The organism is Streptomyces sp. NPDC007164 (assembly GCF_040634135.1).
Taxonomy (GTDB): domain Bacteria; phylum Actinomycetota; class Actinomycetes; order Streptomycetales; family Streptomycetaceae; genus Streptomyces; species Streptomyces sanglieri.
Genome location: NZ_JBEYFB010000008.1, coordinates 32,674 through 51,598, shown reverse-complemented (window position 1 = coordinate 51,598; position 18,925 = coordinate 32,674). Strand labels below are relative to the sequence as shown.

At 70.9% G+C, this 18,925-nt stretch carries 11 protein-coding genes and 1 tRNA gene; all 12 read left to right on the top strand.

The window, feature by feature from the left end; genetic code table 11:
- The first annotated feature begins 41 nt into the window (after positions 1–41).
- The 12 genes from ABZ622_RS13845 to ABZ622_RS13790 all read left to right on the top strand — a co-directional run bounded on the left by ABZ622_RS13845 (position 42) and on the right by ABZ622_RS13790 (position 18,891).
- The gene (locus ABZ622_RS13845) at positions 42–395 is read left to right on the top strand and encodes an STAS domain-containing protein (protein ID WP_003967428.1); all 354 of its coding nucleotides are present in this window, start codon (positions 42–44) and stop codon (positions 393–395) included.
- A 504-nt stretch (positions 396–899) separates the two neighbouring features.
- Complete coding sequence (locus ABZ622_RS13840; RefSeq protein ID WP_360542715.1) at positions 900–1,382, top strand: ATP-binding protein; 483 nt, start codon at positions 900–902, stop codon at positions 1,380–1,382.
- Positions 1,383–1,734: 352 nt separating this feature from the next.
- Positions 1,735–4,182, top strand: coding sequence for a sodium-translocating pyrophosphatase (locus ABZ622_RS13835; RefSeq protein ID WP_360542713.1), 2,448 nt, complete (start codon positions 1,735–1,737; stop codon positions 4,180–4,182).
- Between the two features lie 424 nt (positions 4,183–4,606).
- Positions 4,607–5,224, top strand: coding sequence for a small secreted protein (locus tag ABZ622_RS13830; RefSeq protein WP_360542711.1), 618 nt, complete (start codon positions 4,607–4,609; stop codon positions 5,222–5,224).
- Between the two features lie 246 nt (positions 5,225–5,470).
- A complete protein-coding gene (locus ABZ622_RS13825) occupies positions 5,471–6,985 on the top strand; it encodes a class I SAM-dependent methyltransferase (protein WP_360542709.1) in 1,515 nt (504 codons plus the stop codon).
- Between the two features lie 568 nt (positions 6,986–7,553).
- The gene (locus ABZ622_RS13820) at positions 7,554–7,751 is read left to right on the top strand and encodes a hypothetical protein (protein WP_124719537.1); all 198 of its coding nucleotides are present in this window, start codon (positions 7,554–7,556) and stop codon (positions 7,749–7,751) included.
- Positions 7,752–8,162: 411 nt separating this feature from the next.
- Positions 8,163–11,033, top strand: a complete 2,871-nt coding sequence (gene topA / locus ABZ622_RS13815) for a type I DNA topoisomerase (protein ID WP_360542707.1) — start codon at positions 8,163–8,165, stop codon at positions 11,031–11,033.
- Between the two features lie 257 nt (positions 11,034–11,290).
- The gene (gene tmk, locus ABZ622_RS13810) at positions 11,291–14,461 is read left to right on the top strand and encodes a dTMP kinase (protein ID WP_360542705.1); all 3,171 of its coding nucleotides are present in this window, start codon (positions 11,291–11,293) and stop codon (positions 14,459–14,461) included.
- 214 nt (positions 14,462–14,675) lie between these two features.
- Entirely contained in the window at positions 14,676–15,881 is a 1,206-nt protein-coding gene (locus tag ABZ622_RS13805) for a DNA polymerase III subunit delta' (protein ID WP_360542703.1), read from the top strand.
- Between the two features lie 133 nt (positions 15,882–16,014).
- On the top strand, positions 16,015–17,550 hold the full coding sequence (locus tag ABZ622_RS13800) for an alpha/beta hydrolase (RefSeq protein ID WP_360542701.1): 1,536 nt from the start codon (positions 16,015–16,017) through the stop codon (positions 17,548–17,550).
- Between the two features lie 118 nt (positions 17,551–17,668).
- Positions 17,669–17,742 (top strand) — tRNA-Thr (locus ABZ622_RS13795).
- Between the two features lie 162 nt (positions 17,743–17,904).
- On the top strand, positions 17,905–18,891 hold the full coding sequence (locus tag ABZ622_RS13790) for a hypothetical protein (RefSeq protein ID WP_360542699.1): 987 nt from the start codon (positions 17,905–17,907) through the stop codon (positions 18,889–18,891).
- Positions 18,892–18,925: the final 34 nt, after the last annotated feature.

Genomic DNA, 18,925 nt, shown 5'->3' with positions numbered 1-18,925 from the left:
ACTGAGGGGCGACCGCTCGATAGCAAGGTGCTGGAGGATCCGTGGACCTGTCCTTGTCGACTCGCAATGTGTCCGGCCCTGGTGGCGACCGTACGGTCGTCGAGGTCGGTGGCGAGATTGATGTGTATACCGCGCCCAAGCTGCGCGAGCAGTTGGTCGAGTTGGTGAATGACGGCAGCTACCACCTGGTTGTCGACATGGAAGGCGTCGACTTCCTCGACTCCACCGGCCTCGGCGTGCTCGTGGGCGGCCTGAAGCGTGTCCGGGCCCATGAGGGCTCGCTGCGCCTGGTCTGCAACCAGGAGCGCATTCTCAAGATCTTCCGGATCACCGGCCTGACCAAGGTGTTCCCGATTCACACCACGGTCGACGAGGCCGTCGCGGCCACCGACTGACAACCGACCGACAGTCGGTCCGAGGTCGGTCCGCAGGTCGGATCGGTCCAAGGGCCGGTTCGGCACGCAGTCGATGCACCGGTGGCCCGCCAGGCGGCCGGTGCGACGTGGGCGCGCCCGACGGCTGGCGGCCAACGGTCGACTGCCGTGAGGCAGGCCGATCGGACGGTCGGGCCGTTGGCCGGGCGGTCGGACGGCTGGTCGAGGAGTCGGCCGGTCGGCGCGGGCCGTTCGGCGGCTGGTCGGTGGTCCGTCGTTCGACGGGTTGTCGGCCGAGGCAGTTCGTGTGGTTCGGTCCGCTCCGCTTGGTCCGTTCGGTCCGCTCGGGCGGTCTGTTCCGTTCGTTCGGTGATCGGGCCGCTCGCGGGCGGTCCGGCTGCCGGACGGGAGTCCGTCGGCCCGTCGGTGCCGATGGTCCTACGCCGGATCTGGAAGAAGAGCAGGGACGCCGGGCAGCGCGCCCGGCCCCCTGGGATGCACGCCCGTACGTCTGAGGGGGATCGCATGGCCACCGTTGAACTCCGCTTCAGCGCCCAGCCCGAACACGTCAGGACAGCCCGTCTCGTGGCGGCCGCCGTGGCGCGCCGGGCAGGGGTCGACGAAGCCGTGCTCGACGAGGTCAGACTCGCCGTCGGTGAAGCCTGCAGCCGCGCTGTCGGGCTGCACCGCAGTCATGGCATCACCGCACCGGTCTCCGTTGCCCTGATCGAGGAGGAGAAGTCCTTCTCCGTCGAGGTTGCCGACGAGGTGCCCGGCCCCGGGGCCGATCCCGCCCTCGGAGGACCGGTCGGAGCCTCCGCGACACGCGGCGCCACGCCCGGCGCGGGACTCGATGGGCCGGATTACGAGAGCGACGCCGACGGCGAGGACGAGATGGGTCTCGCGGTCATCAGCGGCCTCGTCGATGATGTGGAAGTCAGATCGGGAGCCAAGGGCGGAGTGATCCGCATGAGCTGGCCGAAGACGCCCGCGACCGTGCTGCCCTGACGCCGCTCTCCTGAGGCACCGCAGGCGCCGCATGTCTCGTGGCGGTCCGCCGCCCGATCCACCCGCCCCGATCCGCCTGCCCCGGCCCGGTCGAACCTGTTCCTCGGTTTCCCCGGCCCATTTCTTGATCCGTCTTTCGAGGCCCTGCTGAGCAGGGCCTTTTTTATTTATGCGTGATCAATGATCTACGGAAAATGTGCCTGCCCCATTACTGCATTCGGGTCGATCCGGGAGTGCGATCATTTATCGATCGACGGGTGAAGGTCAATTACATTTACGGCGCACTGTTTTGATCAGCTCCCGCTCCCTACAATCCGTCCACGTCTTGAGCGCTGAGCGTCAAGGAGGACGTATGGCGGAGTTCTTCAACACCCCACTGGCAGGACCCGCGCAAGATTCCGCATTTTCCGCACCTTCCGGCCGGTCCGCTTCTCTGGCGGGCGCGGTTCTCACCGATGACAACCGCGTCATCGTGATCGTCGTGGCGGTCGTGGCCGTCGCCGCCCTGGTCGTCGCCAGACTGCTGGTGCGCCAGGTGCTGGCGGCCGGTGAGGGCACCGACCGCATGAAGGAGATCGCGGCCGCCGTCCAGGAAGGCGCGAATGCCTATCTGGCCCGGCAGTTGCGCACCGTCGGCATCTTTGCCGTAGTGGTCTTCTTCCTGCTTCTGCTGCTACCGGCCGACAACTGGTCGCAGCGCGCCGGCCGTTCGTTGTTCTTCCTGGTGGGTGCGCTTTTCTCGGCGGCCACCGGATACATCGGGATGCGGCTTGCCGTACGCAGCAATGTCCGCGTGGCTGCGGCTGCGCGTGAGGCGACTCCCGCGGAAGGCGAGCCGGAAAAGGATCTCACCGCTGTTTCGCACAAAGCGATGAAGATCGCTTTTCGTACCGGTGGCGTGGTCGGGATGATCACCGTGGGCCTCGGCCTGCTCGGTGCGTCCTGTGTCGTGCTCGTCTATGCCGCCGATGCCCCGAAGGTGCTGGAGGGCTTCGGGCTCGGGGCCGCACTGATCGCCATGTTCATGAGGGTCGGCGGTGGCATCTTCACCAAGGCCGCGGACGTCGGCGCCGACCTCGTCGGCAAGGTCGAGCAGGGCATCCCGGAGGATGATCCCCGTAACGCCGCCACCATCGCCGACAACGTGGGCGACAACGTCGGCGACTGCGCCGGAATGGCGGCCGACCTCTTCGAGTCGTACGCCGTGACACTCGTAGCCGCGCTCATCCTCGGCAAGGCCGCCTTCGGTGACGCAGGACTGGCCTTCCCGCTGATCGTTCCGGCGATCGGTGTGGTCACCGCGATGATCGGGATCTTCGCGGTCGCTCCTCGGCGCGCCGACCGCAGCGGAATGACCGCGATCAACCGCGGGTTCTTCATCTCCGCGGTGATCTCGCTGGTGCTGGTGGCCGTGGGCGTGTTCGTCTATCTGCCGTCCTCGTACGCGGATCTGGACGGTGTGACCGACGGCGCCATCACCTCGCACGGTGGTGACCCGCGGATCTTCGCCCTGGTCGCCGTCGCCATCGGCATCGTGCTGGCCGCCCTGATCCAGCAGCTGACCGGGTACTTCACCGAGACGAGCAGGCGCCCTGTCAGGGACATCGGCAAGTCCTCGCTGACCGGCCCGGCCACCGTCGTGCTCGCGGGCATCTCCATCGGTCTGGAGTCCGCCGTCTATACGGCGCTGCTGATCGGTCTGGGCGTCTACGGGGCGTTCCTGCTCGGCGGTACGTCGATCATGCTGGCGCTCTTCGCGGTGGCCCTGGCGGGGACCGGACTGCTCACCACCGTCGGTGTCATCGTCGCCATGGACACCTTCGGCCCGGTCTCGGACAACGCGCAGGGCATCGCCGAGATGTCCGGTGATGTCACGGGCGCCGGCGCGCAGGTCCTCACCGACCTGGACGCCGTCGGCAACACCACCAAGGCCATCACCAAGGGCATCGCCATCGCCACCGCGGTTCTGGCGGCGTCGGCGCTCTTCGGTTCGTACCGCGACGCGATCGCCATGGCGGTCGACGACGTGGGGGCCAAGGCCGGGGAGATGACACTCAGTCTGGACATCTCGCAGCCCAACAACCTGGTGGGCCTGATCCTCGGCGCCGCGGTCGTCTTCCTCTTCTCCGGGCTGGCGATCAGCGCGGTGTCACGGTCCGCCGGGGCCGTGGTCTACGAGGTGCGGCGGCAGTTCCGCGAGCACCCCGGGATCATGGACCACAGCGAGAAGCCGGAGTACGGGCGGGTCGTCGACATCTGCACCAAGGACGCCCTGCGCGAGCTCGCCACGCCCGGTCTGCTGGCCGTCCTGGCGCCGATCGCCGTCGGGTTCACGCTCGGCGTCGGAGCGCTCGGCTCCTATCTCGCGGGTGCCATCGGGACCGGCACCCTGATGGCGGTCTTCCTCGCCAACTCCGGTGGCGCGTGGGACAACGCCAAGAAACTCGTCGAGGACGGTCACCACGGCGGCAAGGGCAGCGAGGCCCATGCCGCGACCGTCATCGGCGACACAGTCGGCGACCCCTTCAAGGACACGGCCGGGCCGGCGATCAACCCCCTGCTCAAGGTGATGAACCTGGTCGCCCTGCTCATCGCCCCGGCGGTGGTGCAGTTCAGCTACGGGCAGGACGCGAGCGCCGGAGTGCGCGCGGCGGTGGCGGTGCTCGCCGTCGCGGTCATCGTCGGCGCGGTCTACGTATCCAAGCGGCGCGGCATCGCCGTGGGCGACGAGGATCCCGGCGACGGGGAAGGGGGCGGGGGCGCGCCGGCCGAGTCGCCGGGCCAGGCAGCCGTTTCGTGAACCAGCGGCCGGGGCCGGGCGGCGACTCGTAGCCGGTCCCCGGCTCGGCGGCCGGGCGGCGACTCGTAGTCAGTCCCCCGCTCGGCGGTCGGGCGGTGGCGCGTGACCGGTCCGGCTCGGCGGAGCCGGGCGGTGGCGCGTGACCGCTTCGGCGCAATCACCGGGCGGGCGACGCATTCTGATGTGTCGTCCGCCCGCTCGCATTTTCGCGCGGGTGCCCGTCAGCGGCCGATCCGTACGCCGTCCGTGTGTTTGCTCGTGCATGTGTTCCCAAGCGGCGAGGGCTGTGTGGGTGAGTGGCATCTCCCTCATTTCCCTTGGTGCAAATGGCTGCAAAAGACAACTCATCGGACGCCCGGCGCCCGGGGGGAGGGCGCTCGCCGTGTAAGTTCCGGGGCCGAGAGCCTTGGAAGGGACCGATCCGGTGAACAAGAAGCTTGCGGCCGCACTGTCCGGCGGTGCGGTACTGGTACTTACGCTGTCGGGCTGCAGCAGCGACGACAACAGCGACAAGGTGAACGACTGGGCGAAGAAGGTCTGCGACCAGGTCCAGCCCCAGCTCCAGAAGATCGCGAACGCCAACGCCGCCATCCAGCAGCAGACCGCGGACAACAGCAAGCCCGCCGACGTCCAGAAGACCGACTCGGCCGCCTTCCAGCAGATCTCGCAGGCGTACAAGGCACTGGGCACGGCCGTCGACTCCGCGGGAGCGCCGCCGGTCGACGGCGGTGAAGCCACGCACAAGGAAGCCGTGAAGGAACTCAACGCCTCCTCCGCGGCGTACGCGAACCTGCAGAAGAAGGTCGACGCGCTGGAGACGAAGGACCAGGCGAAGTTCGCCGACGGTCTCAAGGGCATCGCGGACGAGCTGAACAAGATCAGCACCAGTGGTGACGAGGCGCTGAAGAAGCTTCAGTCCGGCGAGGTCGGCACCGCGATGGCCAAGCAGAAGGGCTGCCAGAAGCCGACGGCCTCGACGCAGCCGAAGGCCTCCACGGAGCCGTCCAAGGCACCGTCCGTCTCGCCCAGCAAGAAGGCGTGACCGGGCGGCAGCGGCAGCAGCGGCTTTGGTGACGCGCGGCTGTTGTTGCGCGCCGCCGTTGCGACATGCGGTTGTTTTTGCGTGCGACTGCCGCGACGTGTGGCTCCTGCGGCATGTGGCTGTTGTGACGCCTGGCCGTCGCGCCGGAGCGCCGGCCGCGCCGGACGACGTGTCGTACAACGGCCCGGCCGCCCCGATGGGCGCCGGGCCGCTGCCGTTGTCGGTGGGAGCGGCCACAATGGGTGGGTGAGTACGACCAGCCTCCCCGTGCCCGACCGTTCGCCCCGGCTCCGCGAAGCCCTGCTCGCCGCAGCTTTCACCGCGGACGGGCTCCTCGACCTGCTCGGTGCGCCCGCCTACGCCGCGCTCGCCCGCAGCGAGACGGTCCCGGCGCTCCGCGCCACCCGGGGCGACGCCCCGCTCGACACGCTGGTGCGGCTCTTCCTGCTCCAGCAGCCGGTGCCGTACGAGCGGGCCGCCGCCGCGCTCCCACTGGCCGAGTGCGTCGAGGACGGCTGGGTGACCCGCGTCGGTGACGAGGTGCGGGCCACGGTCGACGTACGGCCGTACAGCGGGCCCGAGGAACAGGACTGGTACATCGTCTCCGACCTGGGCTGCGCCGTCGGCGGCGCGGGCGGTATCGGTTCGCGCGAGGAGGGCGTGGTCCTGGGCGTCGGCGGGGCGTCCACCACGCTCGCCGGGATCACCGTCCGTACGCCTGTCGCTTCCGCGCTGGATGTCGGCACCGGCTCCGGCATCCAGGCGCTGCACGCCTCGCAGCACGCCTCCCGGGTCACGGCCACCGACCTCAATCCGCGCGCGCTGGACTTCACCCGGCTGACCCTCGCGCTGTCCGGAGTCGCCCCGGCCGAGCTGCGCCAGGGCTCGTTGTACGAACCGGTCGGCACCGAGACCTACGACCTGATCGTCTCCAATCCCCCGTTCGTCATCTCGCCCGGCGCCCGGCTCACCTACCGTGACGGCGGCATGGGCGGCGACGACCTGTGCCGGACCCTGGTGCAACAGGCGGGTGACCGGCTGAACGAGGGGGGATATGCCCACTTCCTCGCCAACTGGCAGCATGTCGAGGGCGAGGACTGGCAGAGTCGGCTGAGCTCCTGGGTTCCGTTCGGCTGCGACGCCTGGGTCGTGCAGCGCGAGGTCCAGGACGTCACGCAGTACGCGGAGCTGTGGCTGCGCGACAGTGGCGACCACCGCACGGACCCCGCCGAGTACGCCGCGCGGTACGACGCCTGGCTGGACGAGTTCGAGGCCCGCAAGACCAGGGGCGTCGGCTTCGGCTGGATCACCCTGCGCAAGTCCGCCGCAGCCGCCGCGGGCAATCCGTCGGTCGTGATCGAGGAGTGGCCGCATGCGGTGGAGCAGCCGCTCGGACCGGCTGTCGAGGCCCACTTCGCCCGTCAGGACTACCTCCGTGAGCAGGACGACGCGGCGCTCCTGGCCGGGCACTTCACCCTGGCGGCCGAGGTGGTGCAGGAGCAGGTCGGCCTGCCGGGCGCGGAGGATCCGGAACACGTGGTGCTCCGTCAGAACCGCGGCATGCGGCGCGCGACGAAGGTCGACGCCGTGGGTGCCGGCTTCGCGGGGGTGTGCGACGGGACGCTGCCCGCGGGCCGGATCCTGGACGCGATCGCCCAGTTGATGAACGAGGACCCGGTGCTGCTGCGCGACCGGACGCCGCAGGCGATTCGGCTGCTGGTCGAGGAGGGCTTCCTGGAGCCGGTTCCCTCGGCGGGCTGATCGCTCGCCCGGTCGCTTGCCGCCGCTCGCCTGATTGCCGGCTTGGTTGCCGGTCTGGTCGCCGGCTTGGTTGCCAGTCTGGTTGCAGGACTGGCTGTCGGCCCGATTGCGAGCCCGATTGCCTGTCCGGCCCTGCCCGGGTCTCCGTTCCCGTTCCCGCTCGGGTACGTACCGCCGTAGGTAAGGAGGGGCCGTGCGAGCAGCGGATTCGGGCTCGCCGCCGACGGTGCGTCGCGTAGGGGGCGGATTCCGGATGGGACGCCGGACGGAACCCCGGCGGAGGCTTGGCGGGACCCTGCCGGAACCCCAGTAGGACTCTGCTGGAACGCCGGCAGGACTCTGCCGGAGTCCGTCCAAGTAGGACTCTGCCGGAACGCCGGTAGGACTTTGCCGGATCCCCGGCGGGACTCTGTGCAGATCCCCGGCTGGACTCCGGGTGGCGCCACCGCGAGGCGGGCGGAACCGGCCATTCACCCGGGGTTCGCGTGGCCGATGCCCTGGGGTGGCAGCCTCCCCCTGGCCGGACGGCACACGCCCCGGCCCGGGCAGGGACAGGGAGGCGTACGGCATGGAGAGCGGACCTGCGATCTTCGCCGGATCGGCGTTCGCGCTGTTCGGTGCCGCGCTGCTGCTGTGGACGGGGGCGCGTGTACTGCACCGCGCGCCGGTGGCGCACGGCGTGAGCCCCGTCGCCTCCGCCGCGCTCGCCACTGTGTTCGGCGTACTTTTTCTCGTCCTCGGCGTGTGGTGCTTCACCCGTATCTGAATCTGATCCACTGCTCACAGGCCCGGCCGGATCTGCGGCTCGCGGCCCGGCCCGGTCCACCGCTCACCGGTCCGGTCCCATCCACTGCCCACTGGTCCGGTCCGGGAACCAGCGGCGCGGGCCGGGCAGTGGCGGGGAACACGCCCGGACCGTGCGGAGCCCGCCGCGGACGTCCGCAGCGCCGCCACAGCACCCGGAAACCTGCAGGCAGCGACCGCGCACACGGCGTACCGGGCGGTCCGGGCGGCAGGAATGGCGGAAGTCGGGTTACCGTTCGAGTGGCCGTTGCGGGCTTTTGCCGTTTGACACGGGGGCGGGTTGTACCGTCACACTCCGCAGCGACAGCACCTTCGGCAGCGTCATCGCGCTGCCCGGATGCCCACAGAGCGTCGACCGGAGAGAAGAGCGAAGTTGTCCCCGACCAGCGAGACCGCACAGGGCGGCCGCCGACTCGTCATCGTCGAGTCGCCTGCCAAGGCGAAGACGATCAAGGGCTACCTCGGCCCCGGATACGTCGTCGAGGCGAGCGTCGGGCACATCCGCGACCTGCCGAACGGCGCCGCAGAGGTTCCGGACGAGTACACCGGCGAGGTCCGTCGGCTCGGCGTCGATGTCGAGCACGACTTCCAGCCCGTCTATGTCGTCAACGCGGACAAGAAGGCCCAGGTCAGGAAGCTCAAGCAGCTGCTGGCCGAGTCGGACGAACTCTTCCTCGCCACCGATGAGGACCGCGAGGGCGAAGCCATCGCGTGGCACCTGCAGGAAGTCCTCAAGCCCAAGGTCCCGGTCCACCGGATGGTCTTCCACGAGATCACCAAGGACGCGATCCGGGCCGCCGTCGCCAACCCGCGCGAGCTCAACCAGCGCATGGTCGACGCCCAGGAGACCCGCCGTATCCTCGACCGCCTCTACGGCTACGAGGTCTCGCCGGTCCTGTGGAAGAAGGTCATGCCGCGCCTGTCGGCCGGCCGTGTCCAGTCCGTGGCGACCCGGCTCGTCGTCGAGCGGGAGCGCGAGCGCATCGCCTTCCGCTCCGCCGAGTACTGGGACCTCACCGGCACCTTCGCCACCGGCCGCACCGGTGACGCCTCCGACCCGTCGAACCTCACCGCCCGCCTCAGCGCGGTCGACGGCCGGCGCATCGCCCAGGGCCGTGACTTCGGTCCGGACGGGCAGCTGAAGTCCGCCTCCGCCCAGACACTGCACCTGGACGAGACGAACGCCCGCGCCCTGGCCGCCGCGCTCGCCGACTCCTCGTTCGCCGTCCGGTCCGTCGAGTCGAAGCCGTACCGCCGCTCCCCGTACGCCCCCTTCCGTACGACGACCCTCCAGCAGGAGGCGAGCCGCAAGCTGGGCTTCGGGGCCAAGGCCACCATGCAGGTCGCGCAGAAGCTGTACGAGAACGGCTTCATCACCTATATGCGTACCGACTCCACGACCCTCTCGGACACCGCGGTCTCCGCGGCCCGGGCGCAGGTCACCCAGCTCTACGGCGCCGACTACCTGCCGGACAAGCCGCGCACGTACGCCGGGAAGGTCAAGAACGCGCAGGAGGCGCACGAGGCGATCCGCCCCTCCGGCGACCGCTTCCGCACCCCTGCCGAGACCGGCCTGACCGGTGACCAGTTCCGGCTCTACGAGCTGATCTGGAAGCGGACCGTCGCCTCCCAGATGAAGGACGCGGTCGGCAACTCCGTCACCGTCAAGATCGGCGGCCGGGCGAGCGACGGCCGGGACGCCGAGTTCTCCGCGTCCGGCAAGACGATCACCTTCCACGGCTTCATGAAGGCGTACGTCGAGGGCGCCGACGACCCGAACGCCGAGCTGGACGACCGCGAGCGGCGCCTGCCGCAGGTCGCCGAGGGCGACGCGCTGTCCGCCGAGGAGATCTCGGTCGACGGCCACGCCACCAAGCCGCCGGCCCGCTACACCGAGGCCTCGCTGGTCAAGGAGCTGGAAGAGCGCGAGATCGGCCGCCCGTCGACGTACGCGTCGATCATCGGCACGATCCTGGACCGCGGCTACGTCTTCAAGAAGGGCACGGCGCTCGTCCCGTCGTTCCTCTCCTTCGCCGTGGTCAACCTGCTGGAGAAGCACTTCGGCCGGCTCGTCGACTACGACTTCACCGCGAGGATGGAGGACGACCTCGACCGCATCGCACGCGGTGAGGCCCAGTCCGTGCCGTGGCTCAAGCGCTTCTACTTCGGCGTGGGCGACGACACGGCCGGTGCGGGGGCGGCCTCCGACGCGGGCAACGGCGACGGCGACCACCTCGGCGGTCTGAAGGAGCTCGTCACCGACCTCGGCGCGATCGACGCCCGTGAGATCTCCTCGTTCCCCGTCGGCAACGACATCAAGCTCCGGGTCGGCCGCTATGGGCCGTACATCGAGCGCGGTGAGAAGGACGCCGAGGGCCACCAGCGCGCGGACGTGCCGGAGGACCTGGCGCCCGACGAGCTGTCCGTCGAGTACGCGGAGGAGCTGCTGGCCAAGCCGAGCGGCGACTTCGAGCTCGGCGCGGACCCGGTCTCCGGGAACCAGATCATCGCCAAGGACGGGCGCTACGGCCCGTACGTCACCGAGGTACTGCCCGAGGGCACCCCGAAGACCGGCAAGAACGCGGTGAAGCCGCGGACCGCCTCGCTCTTCAAGTCCATGTCCCTGGACACGGTGACGCTGGCCGACGCGCTCAAGCTGATGTCGCTGCCGCGGGTCGTCGGCGAGGACGCCGAGGGCGTCGAGATCACCGCGCAGAACGGCCGCTACGGCCCGTACCTGAAGAAGGGCACGGACTCGCGTTCGCTCACCTCCGAGGACCAGCTCTTCGACATCACGATCGAAGAAGCCCTCGCGATCTACGCCCAGCCCAAGCAGCGCGGCCGGGCCGCGGCCAAGCCGCCGCTGAAGGAGCTGGGCACGGACCCGGTGAGCGGGGCCCCGGTCGTGGTCAAGGACGGCCGCTTCGGCGCCTACGTCACCGACGGCGAGACCAACGCGACGCTGCGGACCGCCGACAGCGTCGAGGACATCACGCCGGAGCGCGGCTACGAGCTGCTCGCCGAGAAGCGTGCCAAGGGGCCCGCCAAGAAGAAGACGGCGAAGAAGGCCCCGGCCAAGAAGGCGACCGCGAAGAAGACGGCCGCCAAGAAGACCACGGCGACCGCCAAGAAGACCGCGGCGAAGAAGACGACGACCGCGAAGAAGACCACGACCGCCACCAAGAAGGCGACGGCCGCGAAGAAGACGACGTCCGCGACGTCCACGGCGTCCGCGGAGGACTGACCGTACGGGTCGGCCGTACGGGTCGGCCGTGCGAGTCGAGGACGCCGTCGAGCACGCCGGAGGGGCCGGGCAATTCCGGCCCCTCCGGCGTTTGCGCGTACGGGGGGCGTACGCCCGGCGAGTGGTGGTGTGCGGTGGTGTGCGGCGGCTCGTGACCTGGGCTCCGTCGGCGGGCAGGGCGGCGCCGGGAAGGTTCGGGCGCCCATATGTTCGGACGGGGCCTCCGGGGACCCCATGGCTCCGGATAGGCTGGGCGGATGACGCGAGCCGAGCAGCCAACGGTCGTGAGCCCCACCTCCGACACACTTGCCGCAGACTCACGCGAGCGCGCCGTACGAGCCCTGTTGCGTGTTCCCCCGCTGAAGCGGTTGTGGAGCGCGCAGCTCGTCGGCAGTACCGGCGATGCACTCGCCCTTCTCGTGCTGGTGCTGATGTCGCTGCAAGCGGCGGTCCTTGAGGGCTCATTCGGAGCCGGGTACCGAGGTGCGGCCTTTGCCGTCGCCGCGGTGTTCGGTGCCCGGATCCTTGCCACCCTGCTCTTCGGAGCCGTACTCCTGGGGCCGCTGACGACGCTCACCGCGCCGGGCGGACCGCTGGACCGGCGGTGGCTGATGATCGGGACGGACGGGCTGCGGCTCGCGCTGCTGGTCGTCGCGCCCCTGTGGATCGACTGGATGCCCGACCGGGCACTCATGATGATCCTGATCACCGTCTTCGTCACCGGCGCGGCCGAACGCCTGTGGACGGTCGCCAAGGACGGCGCCGCCCCCGCGCTGCTGCCCGCCCCGCCCCCCGAGGGCGCCGCGGTGCGCCCGCTGCCCGACCACCTCGACGCACTGCGCCGGCTCTCCGTCCGTACCGACTTCGCCGCGATCCCGCTGGCGGCGGCCGTCCTGCTGATCGCCACCCTCGTCGGCAACCTGCTGGGCTCGGGCCTGGAATGGTTCTCGATCCACCAGGCGGCCCTCGGCTCGTACGTCGCGGCCGGGCTCTTCTCGGCGTCGATCTCCACCCTGTACTTCCTGGAACTGCCCGGTACGCAGACCCCGCGCCCGCGCTCGCCGCTGGAGGGCCTGCGGCGCCCGTCGGCCGGTGGCGGACCCGACAAGGGCCGCACCGGATCCGTCCCGCTGGTCGTCGGCGCGTCGGCCGCGGTCGCCGGGGCCATCGCCGCGGCTGCCGCCGTCTCGGTGCTGCACGCCGCCGACCTGGGCGGCGGACCGGCCACCTTCGCCCTGCTGATCCTCGGCCTGACCGGCGCCACCGGCGTCGGCATCCGGACCGCGGGGAAGGTGCTGCCCACCCTGTCGCGGCGTCGGCTGCTCTCGCTGGCCACCGCCGTCACCGGCCTCGCGCTGCTCGCCATGGGCCTGGTCCCGGACACGGCGACCGTGCTGATGATCGCGGTGCTCGCCGGTTACGCCGCGGGCGTCGCCGCCCACACCGGTCATGTCCTGGTCGACCAGGAGACCGAGGAGTTCCGCCGGGCCAGGACCACCGAGCACCTCCAGGCCGTCGTACGGGTCCTCATCGCGCTCGGCGCGCTCGCGGGCCCGCTGCTGGCCGCCGCGATCGGCGCCCACCGGCTGGGCTCGGGCGACTTCGTCTTCGAGCACGGCGGCGCGGCCTTCGCCCTGATGCTGATCGGCGCGCTGCTGCTGCCGGTCGCCGTGATCGTCCTCGCCAGGACGGACGACCGCTCCGGAGTGCCGCTGCGCCGCGATCTGCGCGAGGCGCTGCGCGGCGGCGACCCGGCGGTCGCCCCCGCCGCGACAGGTTTCTTCATCGCCCTGGAGGGCGGCGACGGTGCGGGCAAGTCCACCCAGGTCGAGGCGCTCGCCGACTGGATCCGCGCCAAGGGCCACGAGGTCGTCGTCACCCGCGAGCCGGGCGCGACACCGGTCGGCAAGCGGCTGCGCTCGATCCTGCTCGACGTCTCGTCGGCCGGGCTGTCCAACCGGGCCGAGGCTCTGCTGTACGCCGCCGACCGCGCCGAGCACGTCGACTCGGTCGTCCGGCCGGCGCTGGAGCGCGGCGCGATCGTCATCTCCGACCGCTACATCGACTCGTCCGTCGCCTACCAGGGCGCGGGCCGCGACCTCTCCCCGACCGAGATCGCCCGGATCTCGCGCTGGGCGACGAGCGGGCTCGTACCGCATCTGACGGTGCTGCTGGACGTCGACCCGGAGACCGCGCGGGAACGGTTCACCGAGGCTCCCGACCGGCTGGAGTCCGAGCCGCCGGAGTTCCACGCCCGGGTGCGGTCCGGCTTCCTGACCCTGGCCGCCGCCGACTCGACCCGCTACCTGGTCGTGGACGCGGGCCAGGACCCGGAGTCGATCACCACGGTCGTACGTCACCGGCTCGACCAGCTCCTGCCCCTGTCCGAGGCCGAGATCAAGGCTCAGGAGGAGGCGCGCAAGGCCGCCGAGGAGGAGGCCAGGCGCAAGGCCGAGGAAGAGGCGGCCCGCAAGGCGGAGGAGGAGCGGCTGGAGCGCGAGCGGCAGGAACAGCTCGCCAAGCTCCGCGCCGAGGAGGAGGAGCGCAAGGCCCGCGAGCTGGAGGAAGCGCGCCGGCGCGAGGCCGAACGCCAGGCGGAGGAGGCCCGGCAGCGGGCCGAGGAAGCACGCCGGGTGGCCGAGGAGGAGCGGGTCCGGCGGGAGGCCGAGGAGGCGGCCCGGGTGGCCGAGCAGGCCCGGCTGCGCAGGCAGGCCGAGGAAGAGGCACGGCTGCGCAAGGAGGCCGAGGCCCTGCGGCTGGAGAAGCAGCGCAAGGCCGAGGAGGCACTGCTGCGCGCCGAGGAGGCCCGTCGGCGTGCCGAGGACGAGGCGGCCGCGGCGGCGGAGAAGGCCCGTGCGGAGGCCGCTGCGGCGGCGTCCGTGCCGGAGAACGAGATCACGGTGCCGACGCCGATCATCAACCCGAACGACGTGACGCAGCAGGTGCCCGCGCCGGGCGGTTCGTCCTCCTCTCCTTCCGTCCCCTCCTCCGATGAGGCCGAGACGGCGATGATCCCCAAGATCCACGACCGTCCGGGCGGCTCCGGCCGGTCCGGCGGTTCCGGTGGTTCCGGCAGTTCCGGCGCGGCGGGTGCCGCCGACGAGACGACGGTGCTTCCTCCGGTACGGGACACGGATCCGGCGGACCGGATTCCGCGGGGCATGTTCCGCGACGAGCGCCCGGCGGCCTCCGCTCCGGAGGGCGAGAACGAGCGCACCCGCGAGCTTCCGCAGGTCGGCGGCTGGGAGGGCCGGCAGCATTCGGAGCACCAGGAGCGCTCCGGTCGGCGCCCTCGTCCCGACTGGGCCGAGGAGACCCCGCTGGACGATCTGCCGACGCTGGCGGACGAGCTGCTGGGCGACCACCGCGACCAGCAGGACGACGGGGGCCAGGGCAGCTCGGGCCGGGGACGCCGCCCGCGCCGCTGATCCGTCCCGCCCCGGCGGCCGGTCCTGGTAGCAGGTACCGGCGGCCGGGGCGCCTTGTTGCCGGGATTGTCAGACCCGTCCCCCACAATGGGAGTCGGATCGGGGAATCCGGATCGACGAGTAGCAGCCGGCAACAACGAGCAGTGACAAGCAGCGACCGGCGAGCAACGAGCCGGTAGCAACAAGCAGCGACGAGCAGGAACGGCGGTGACCCATGACCGTATGGGACGACCTGGTCGGCCAGGACCGGGTGCAGGAGCAGCTCGGTGCCGCCGCCCGGGACGCCGATGCGCTGGTCACCGCCCATTCGGCGGGGGAATCGGTCCAGCCGGGGTCGAAGATGACCCACGCCTGGCTGTTCACGGGCCCCCCGGGCTCCGGCCGTTCCACCGCCGCCCGGGCCTTCGCCGCCGCCCTCCAGTGCACCAGCCCCGACCGCGCCCTGGGCGGAGCACCCGGCTGCGGCTTCTGCGACGGCTGCCACACCAGCCTCATCGGTACGCACGCCGACGTAGAGGTGGTCCGTACGGACCTGCTCTCCATCGGTGTGAAGGAGACCCGCGAGCTGGTCCGCCGCGCCCAGCTCTCCCCGGCCGTCGGCCGCTGGCAGGTCATCGTCCTGGAGGATGCCGACCGCCTCACCGAGGGCGCCGGGAACGTACTGCTGAAGGCGGTCGAGGAGCCCGCGCCCCGCACGGTGTGGCTGCTCTGCGCGCCCTCCCTCGAAGACGTGCTGCCCACCATCCGCTCCCGCTGCCGCCACCTCACGCTGCGCACGCCCCCGGTCGACGCGGTCGCCGACGTCCTGATCAGGCGTGACGGCATCGACCCGGAGCGGGCCGCGTCCGCCGCCCGGGCCACGCAGGGACACATCGGCAGGGCCCGCCGCCTCGCCACCGACGAGCGGGCCCGCTCGCGCCGCGCCGCCGTGCTCAAGCTTCCGTTGCGGGTCGAGGACATCGGGGGCTGCCTCAAGGCCGCCCAGGAGCTGATCGACACCGCCACCGACGACGCCAAGCAGGTCTCCGAGGAGGTCGACGTCAAGGAGACGGAGGAGATGAAGGCCGCGCTCGGCGCCGTCGCCGGGGGACGGCTGCCGCGGGGTACCGCGGGCGTGATGAAGGAGCTGGAGGACCGGCAGAAGCGCCGCAAGACACGTACGCAGCGCGACAGCCTCGATCTGGCGCTCACCGATCTGACCGGCTTCTACCGTGACGTGCTGGCCATCCAGCTCGGCTCGGGGATCGCCATCGCCAACGCGGACGCACAGGACGCGCTCGACCGCATCGCCCGCTCCTCCACACCCGAGCGCACCCTGCGCCGGATAGAGGCGGTGATCGCCTGCCGCCGGGCACTGGACCGCAACGTGGCGCCGCTGCTCGCGGTGGAGGCGATGACGATGGCCCTGCGCGCGGGCTGACACCGCGGCCGACCCGCCAACCCCGCCCACACACCCGAATCACCCCGTTCACGATCGCTCATTCATGATCGTGCGTTCACCCCTACGGGGAGCGAATCGGGGCGAGTCGTCACATGGCGACTACGCTCCGGGGATGAACACCAGGCGCTCGCTCCGGATTCTCGCCACCACGCTCGGCACCGCCGGCCTGCTCATCTCCGGCTGCAGCAGCGGCAGTTCGACGAGTGCCTCGCCGTCCGCATCGCCCGGGTCGGCAGTGCCCGCCGGGCTCAAGCCGTACTACGCGCAGCAACTGAAGTGGCGGGACTGCGGCGTCGAGGGGTTCCAGTGCAGCACGATGAAGGCGCCGCTGGACTACAAGAAGCCGGACGGCGGCGAGATCAAGCTGGCCGTCTCCCGCAAGAAGGCCACCGGCCCCGGCAAGCGGATCGGCTCCCTCCTGGTGAACCCGGGCGGCCCCGGCGGGTCGGCCATCGAATATCTCCAGAGCTACGCGGCCATCGGCTACCCGGCCCAGGTCCGGGCCCGGTACGACATGGTCGCCATCGACCCGCGCGGAGTGGCCCGCAGCGAGCCCGTCGTGTGCCTCACCGGTCCGCAGATGGATACGTACACCGAGGTCGACCAGACCCCGGACGACGCGGCCGAGGTCACCGAGCTGGGCGGCGCGTACAAGAAGTTCGCGAACGGCTGCGAGGAGCGCTCCGGCGAGATCCTGCCCCATGTCTCCACCGTCGAGACCGCTCGCGACATGGACATGCTGCGAGCCCTGCTCGGTGACGAGCGGCTGCACTACGTCGGGGCGTCGTACGGCACCTTCCTCGGTGCGACGTACGCGGGACTCTTCCCGGCCCGGGTCGGCCGGCTGGTCCTGGACGGCGCGATGGACCCGTCGCTCGACGCCGTCGCGCTGAACCGCGACCAGACGGCGGGCTTCGAGACCGCGTTCCAGGCCTTCGCCGCCGACTGCGTGAAGCAGAAGGACTGCCCGCTCGGCGCCACCTCGACCGCCGATGCCGCCACCCGGCTGAAGCGGCTCTTCGCCGACCTCGACGCCCGGCCGATCGCCACCGGCGAGTCCCGCAGGCTCACCGAATCCCTGGGCACGACCGGGGTCATCGCCGCCATGTACGACGAGTCGGCCTGGCCCCAGCTCCGCGAGGCCCTCACCGCCGCGCAGAAGGGCGACGGCTCCGGCCTCCTGGCCCTGTCGGACAGCTACTACGAGCGCCGGCCGAACGGCACGTACGCCAACCTGATGTTCGCCAACGCCGCCGTGAACTGCCTGGACCAGCCGTCCGCCTTCGCCGACGCCAAGGCCGTCACCCGGGCCGTTCCCAGCTTCGAGAAGGCCTCCCCGGTCTTCGGCAAGGCCTTCGCCTGGGCCGCCCTGAACTGCGCCCACTGGCCGGTCCCGCCCACCGGCACCCCGCACCGCATCGAGGCGAAGGGCGCGGCCCCGATCGTGGTGGTCGGCACCACCCGCGACCCGGCCACCCCGTACAAGTGGGCCCAGTCCCTGGCCGGCCAGCTCTCCTCCGGCACCCTTCTCACCTACCAGGGCGACGGCCACACGGCGTACGGCCGCGGCAGCGACTGCATCGACTCGGCGATCAACACCTACCTCCTGGAAGGCACCCCGCCGGCCAAGGACAAGAAGTGCTCCTGACCACCCCACCTCGCCACTGACCTGCGTAAATCCCCCGGAACGAGGCTGGTGCGGAGCACCCTCGGAAACTGTGTAGACTTGGCGACGCTGCTGATCGCACCATGGTGCGACAGGGCGTGCCGCCTTAGCTCAGTTGGCCAGAGCAACGCACTCGTAATGCGTAGGTCTCGGGTTCGAATCCCGAAGGCGGCTCCGTGGAAAACCCCAGGTCAAGATTTTGACCTGGGGTTTTTTCGTCATGAATGGCCTTCGGGGCCGTGGTGTGGAGCCCCCGTGAAAACTCTGTGGAAGCGATGTCGGTGGGGCCGCTTATGCTGCACCGGACGATCGCGCGGGACCAGGGGAGGGCTCGGTATGTTCGGCAGGCTGTTCGGTGGGGGCGGGGAGGGGCCGGCGGCGGATTCGAATGCCCTGCCCGTGCCGAGGCGGCGGAGGAACGGGGTGTACACGCTGCGCGCGCTCGGGGACGCGCGGGTGCTCGCGCTGGTGGAGGCGGCGGATGCGGGTGACTGGGAGGCGGTCAAGGCGGCGCTGCGCCCCTTCGATCTCGGCCACGACCACAAGGTCCTGGGCCAGTTGGCCGACCTGGACGGTGTGCAGGACTGGATCGGCCGTGCCGTCGAGGAGGACAAGGAGCACCGGGCCACGGCCCTGCTGATATCCGGGGCGCGTCACGTCGTCTGGGGCTGGGAGGCGCGTACGGCCGAGCGTGCGGTGAACGTCACGCAGGAACAGTGGCGGGTCTTCCACGAGCGGCTCGACCTTGCCGAGGAGCAGTTGTTCGAAGCCGCCGAGCTGCGGCCGGAGTGGATCACGCCGTGGCGCTGCCTGCTCACCTCCGGCCGGGGCATGTCGCTGGGCCCGGTCGTCAACAGGACCCGGCTCGACGCCGCCCTGCGCCGTGATCCGCTGGACCTGGAGACCCACATCGACTGGGTTTCGCAGTTGCAGCCCCGCTGGAGCGGCGAACCGGGCCAGGCCCTGGCGTTCGCCCGCGACGCGTTCGCCCGTGCTCCGCAGGGGCACCGGATCGGCTGTGTGATCGCCATGGCGCACATCGAGGAATGGGTCGAGTCGGAACATGCGGGGTGCCTCGAAACTCCTGAAATCCAGGCGGAGTTGAGGATCGCGGCCGATCGCAGCATTCTCCACTCCGACTACGTGCGGCAGCCGGGCTGGCAGCAGGACTTCAACATGTTCGCCATGGCCCTGTCGCTGGCTGGTGAGCGCCACACGGTCCGGCGCGTCTTCCAGGCGCTCGACGGCGCCCGCACCGAATGGCCCTGGTCCTACTTCGCGGAGCCCGAGAAACAGTTCGCCCGCCACCAGCGTCGCGCCTGAGCGCACGCCGGTCCCGGTCCTGGTTCCGGCTGCC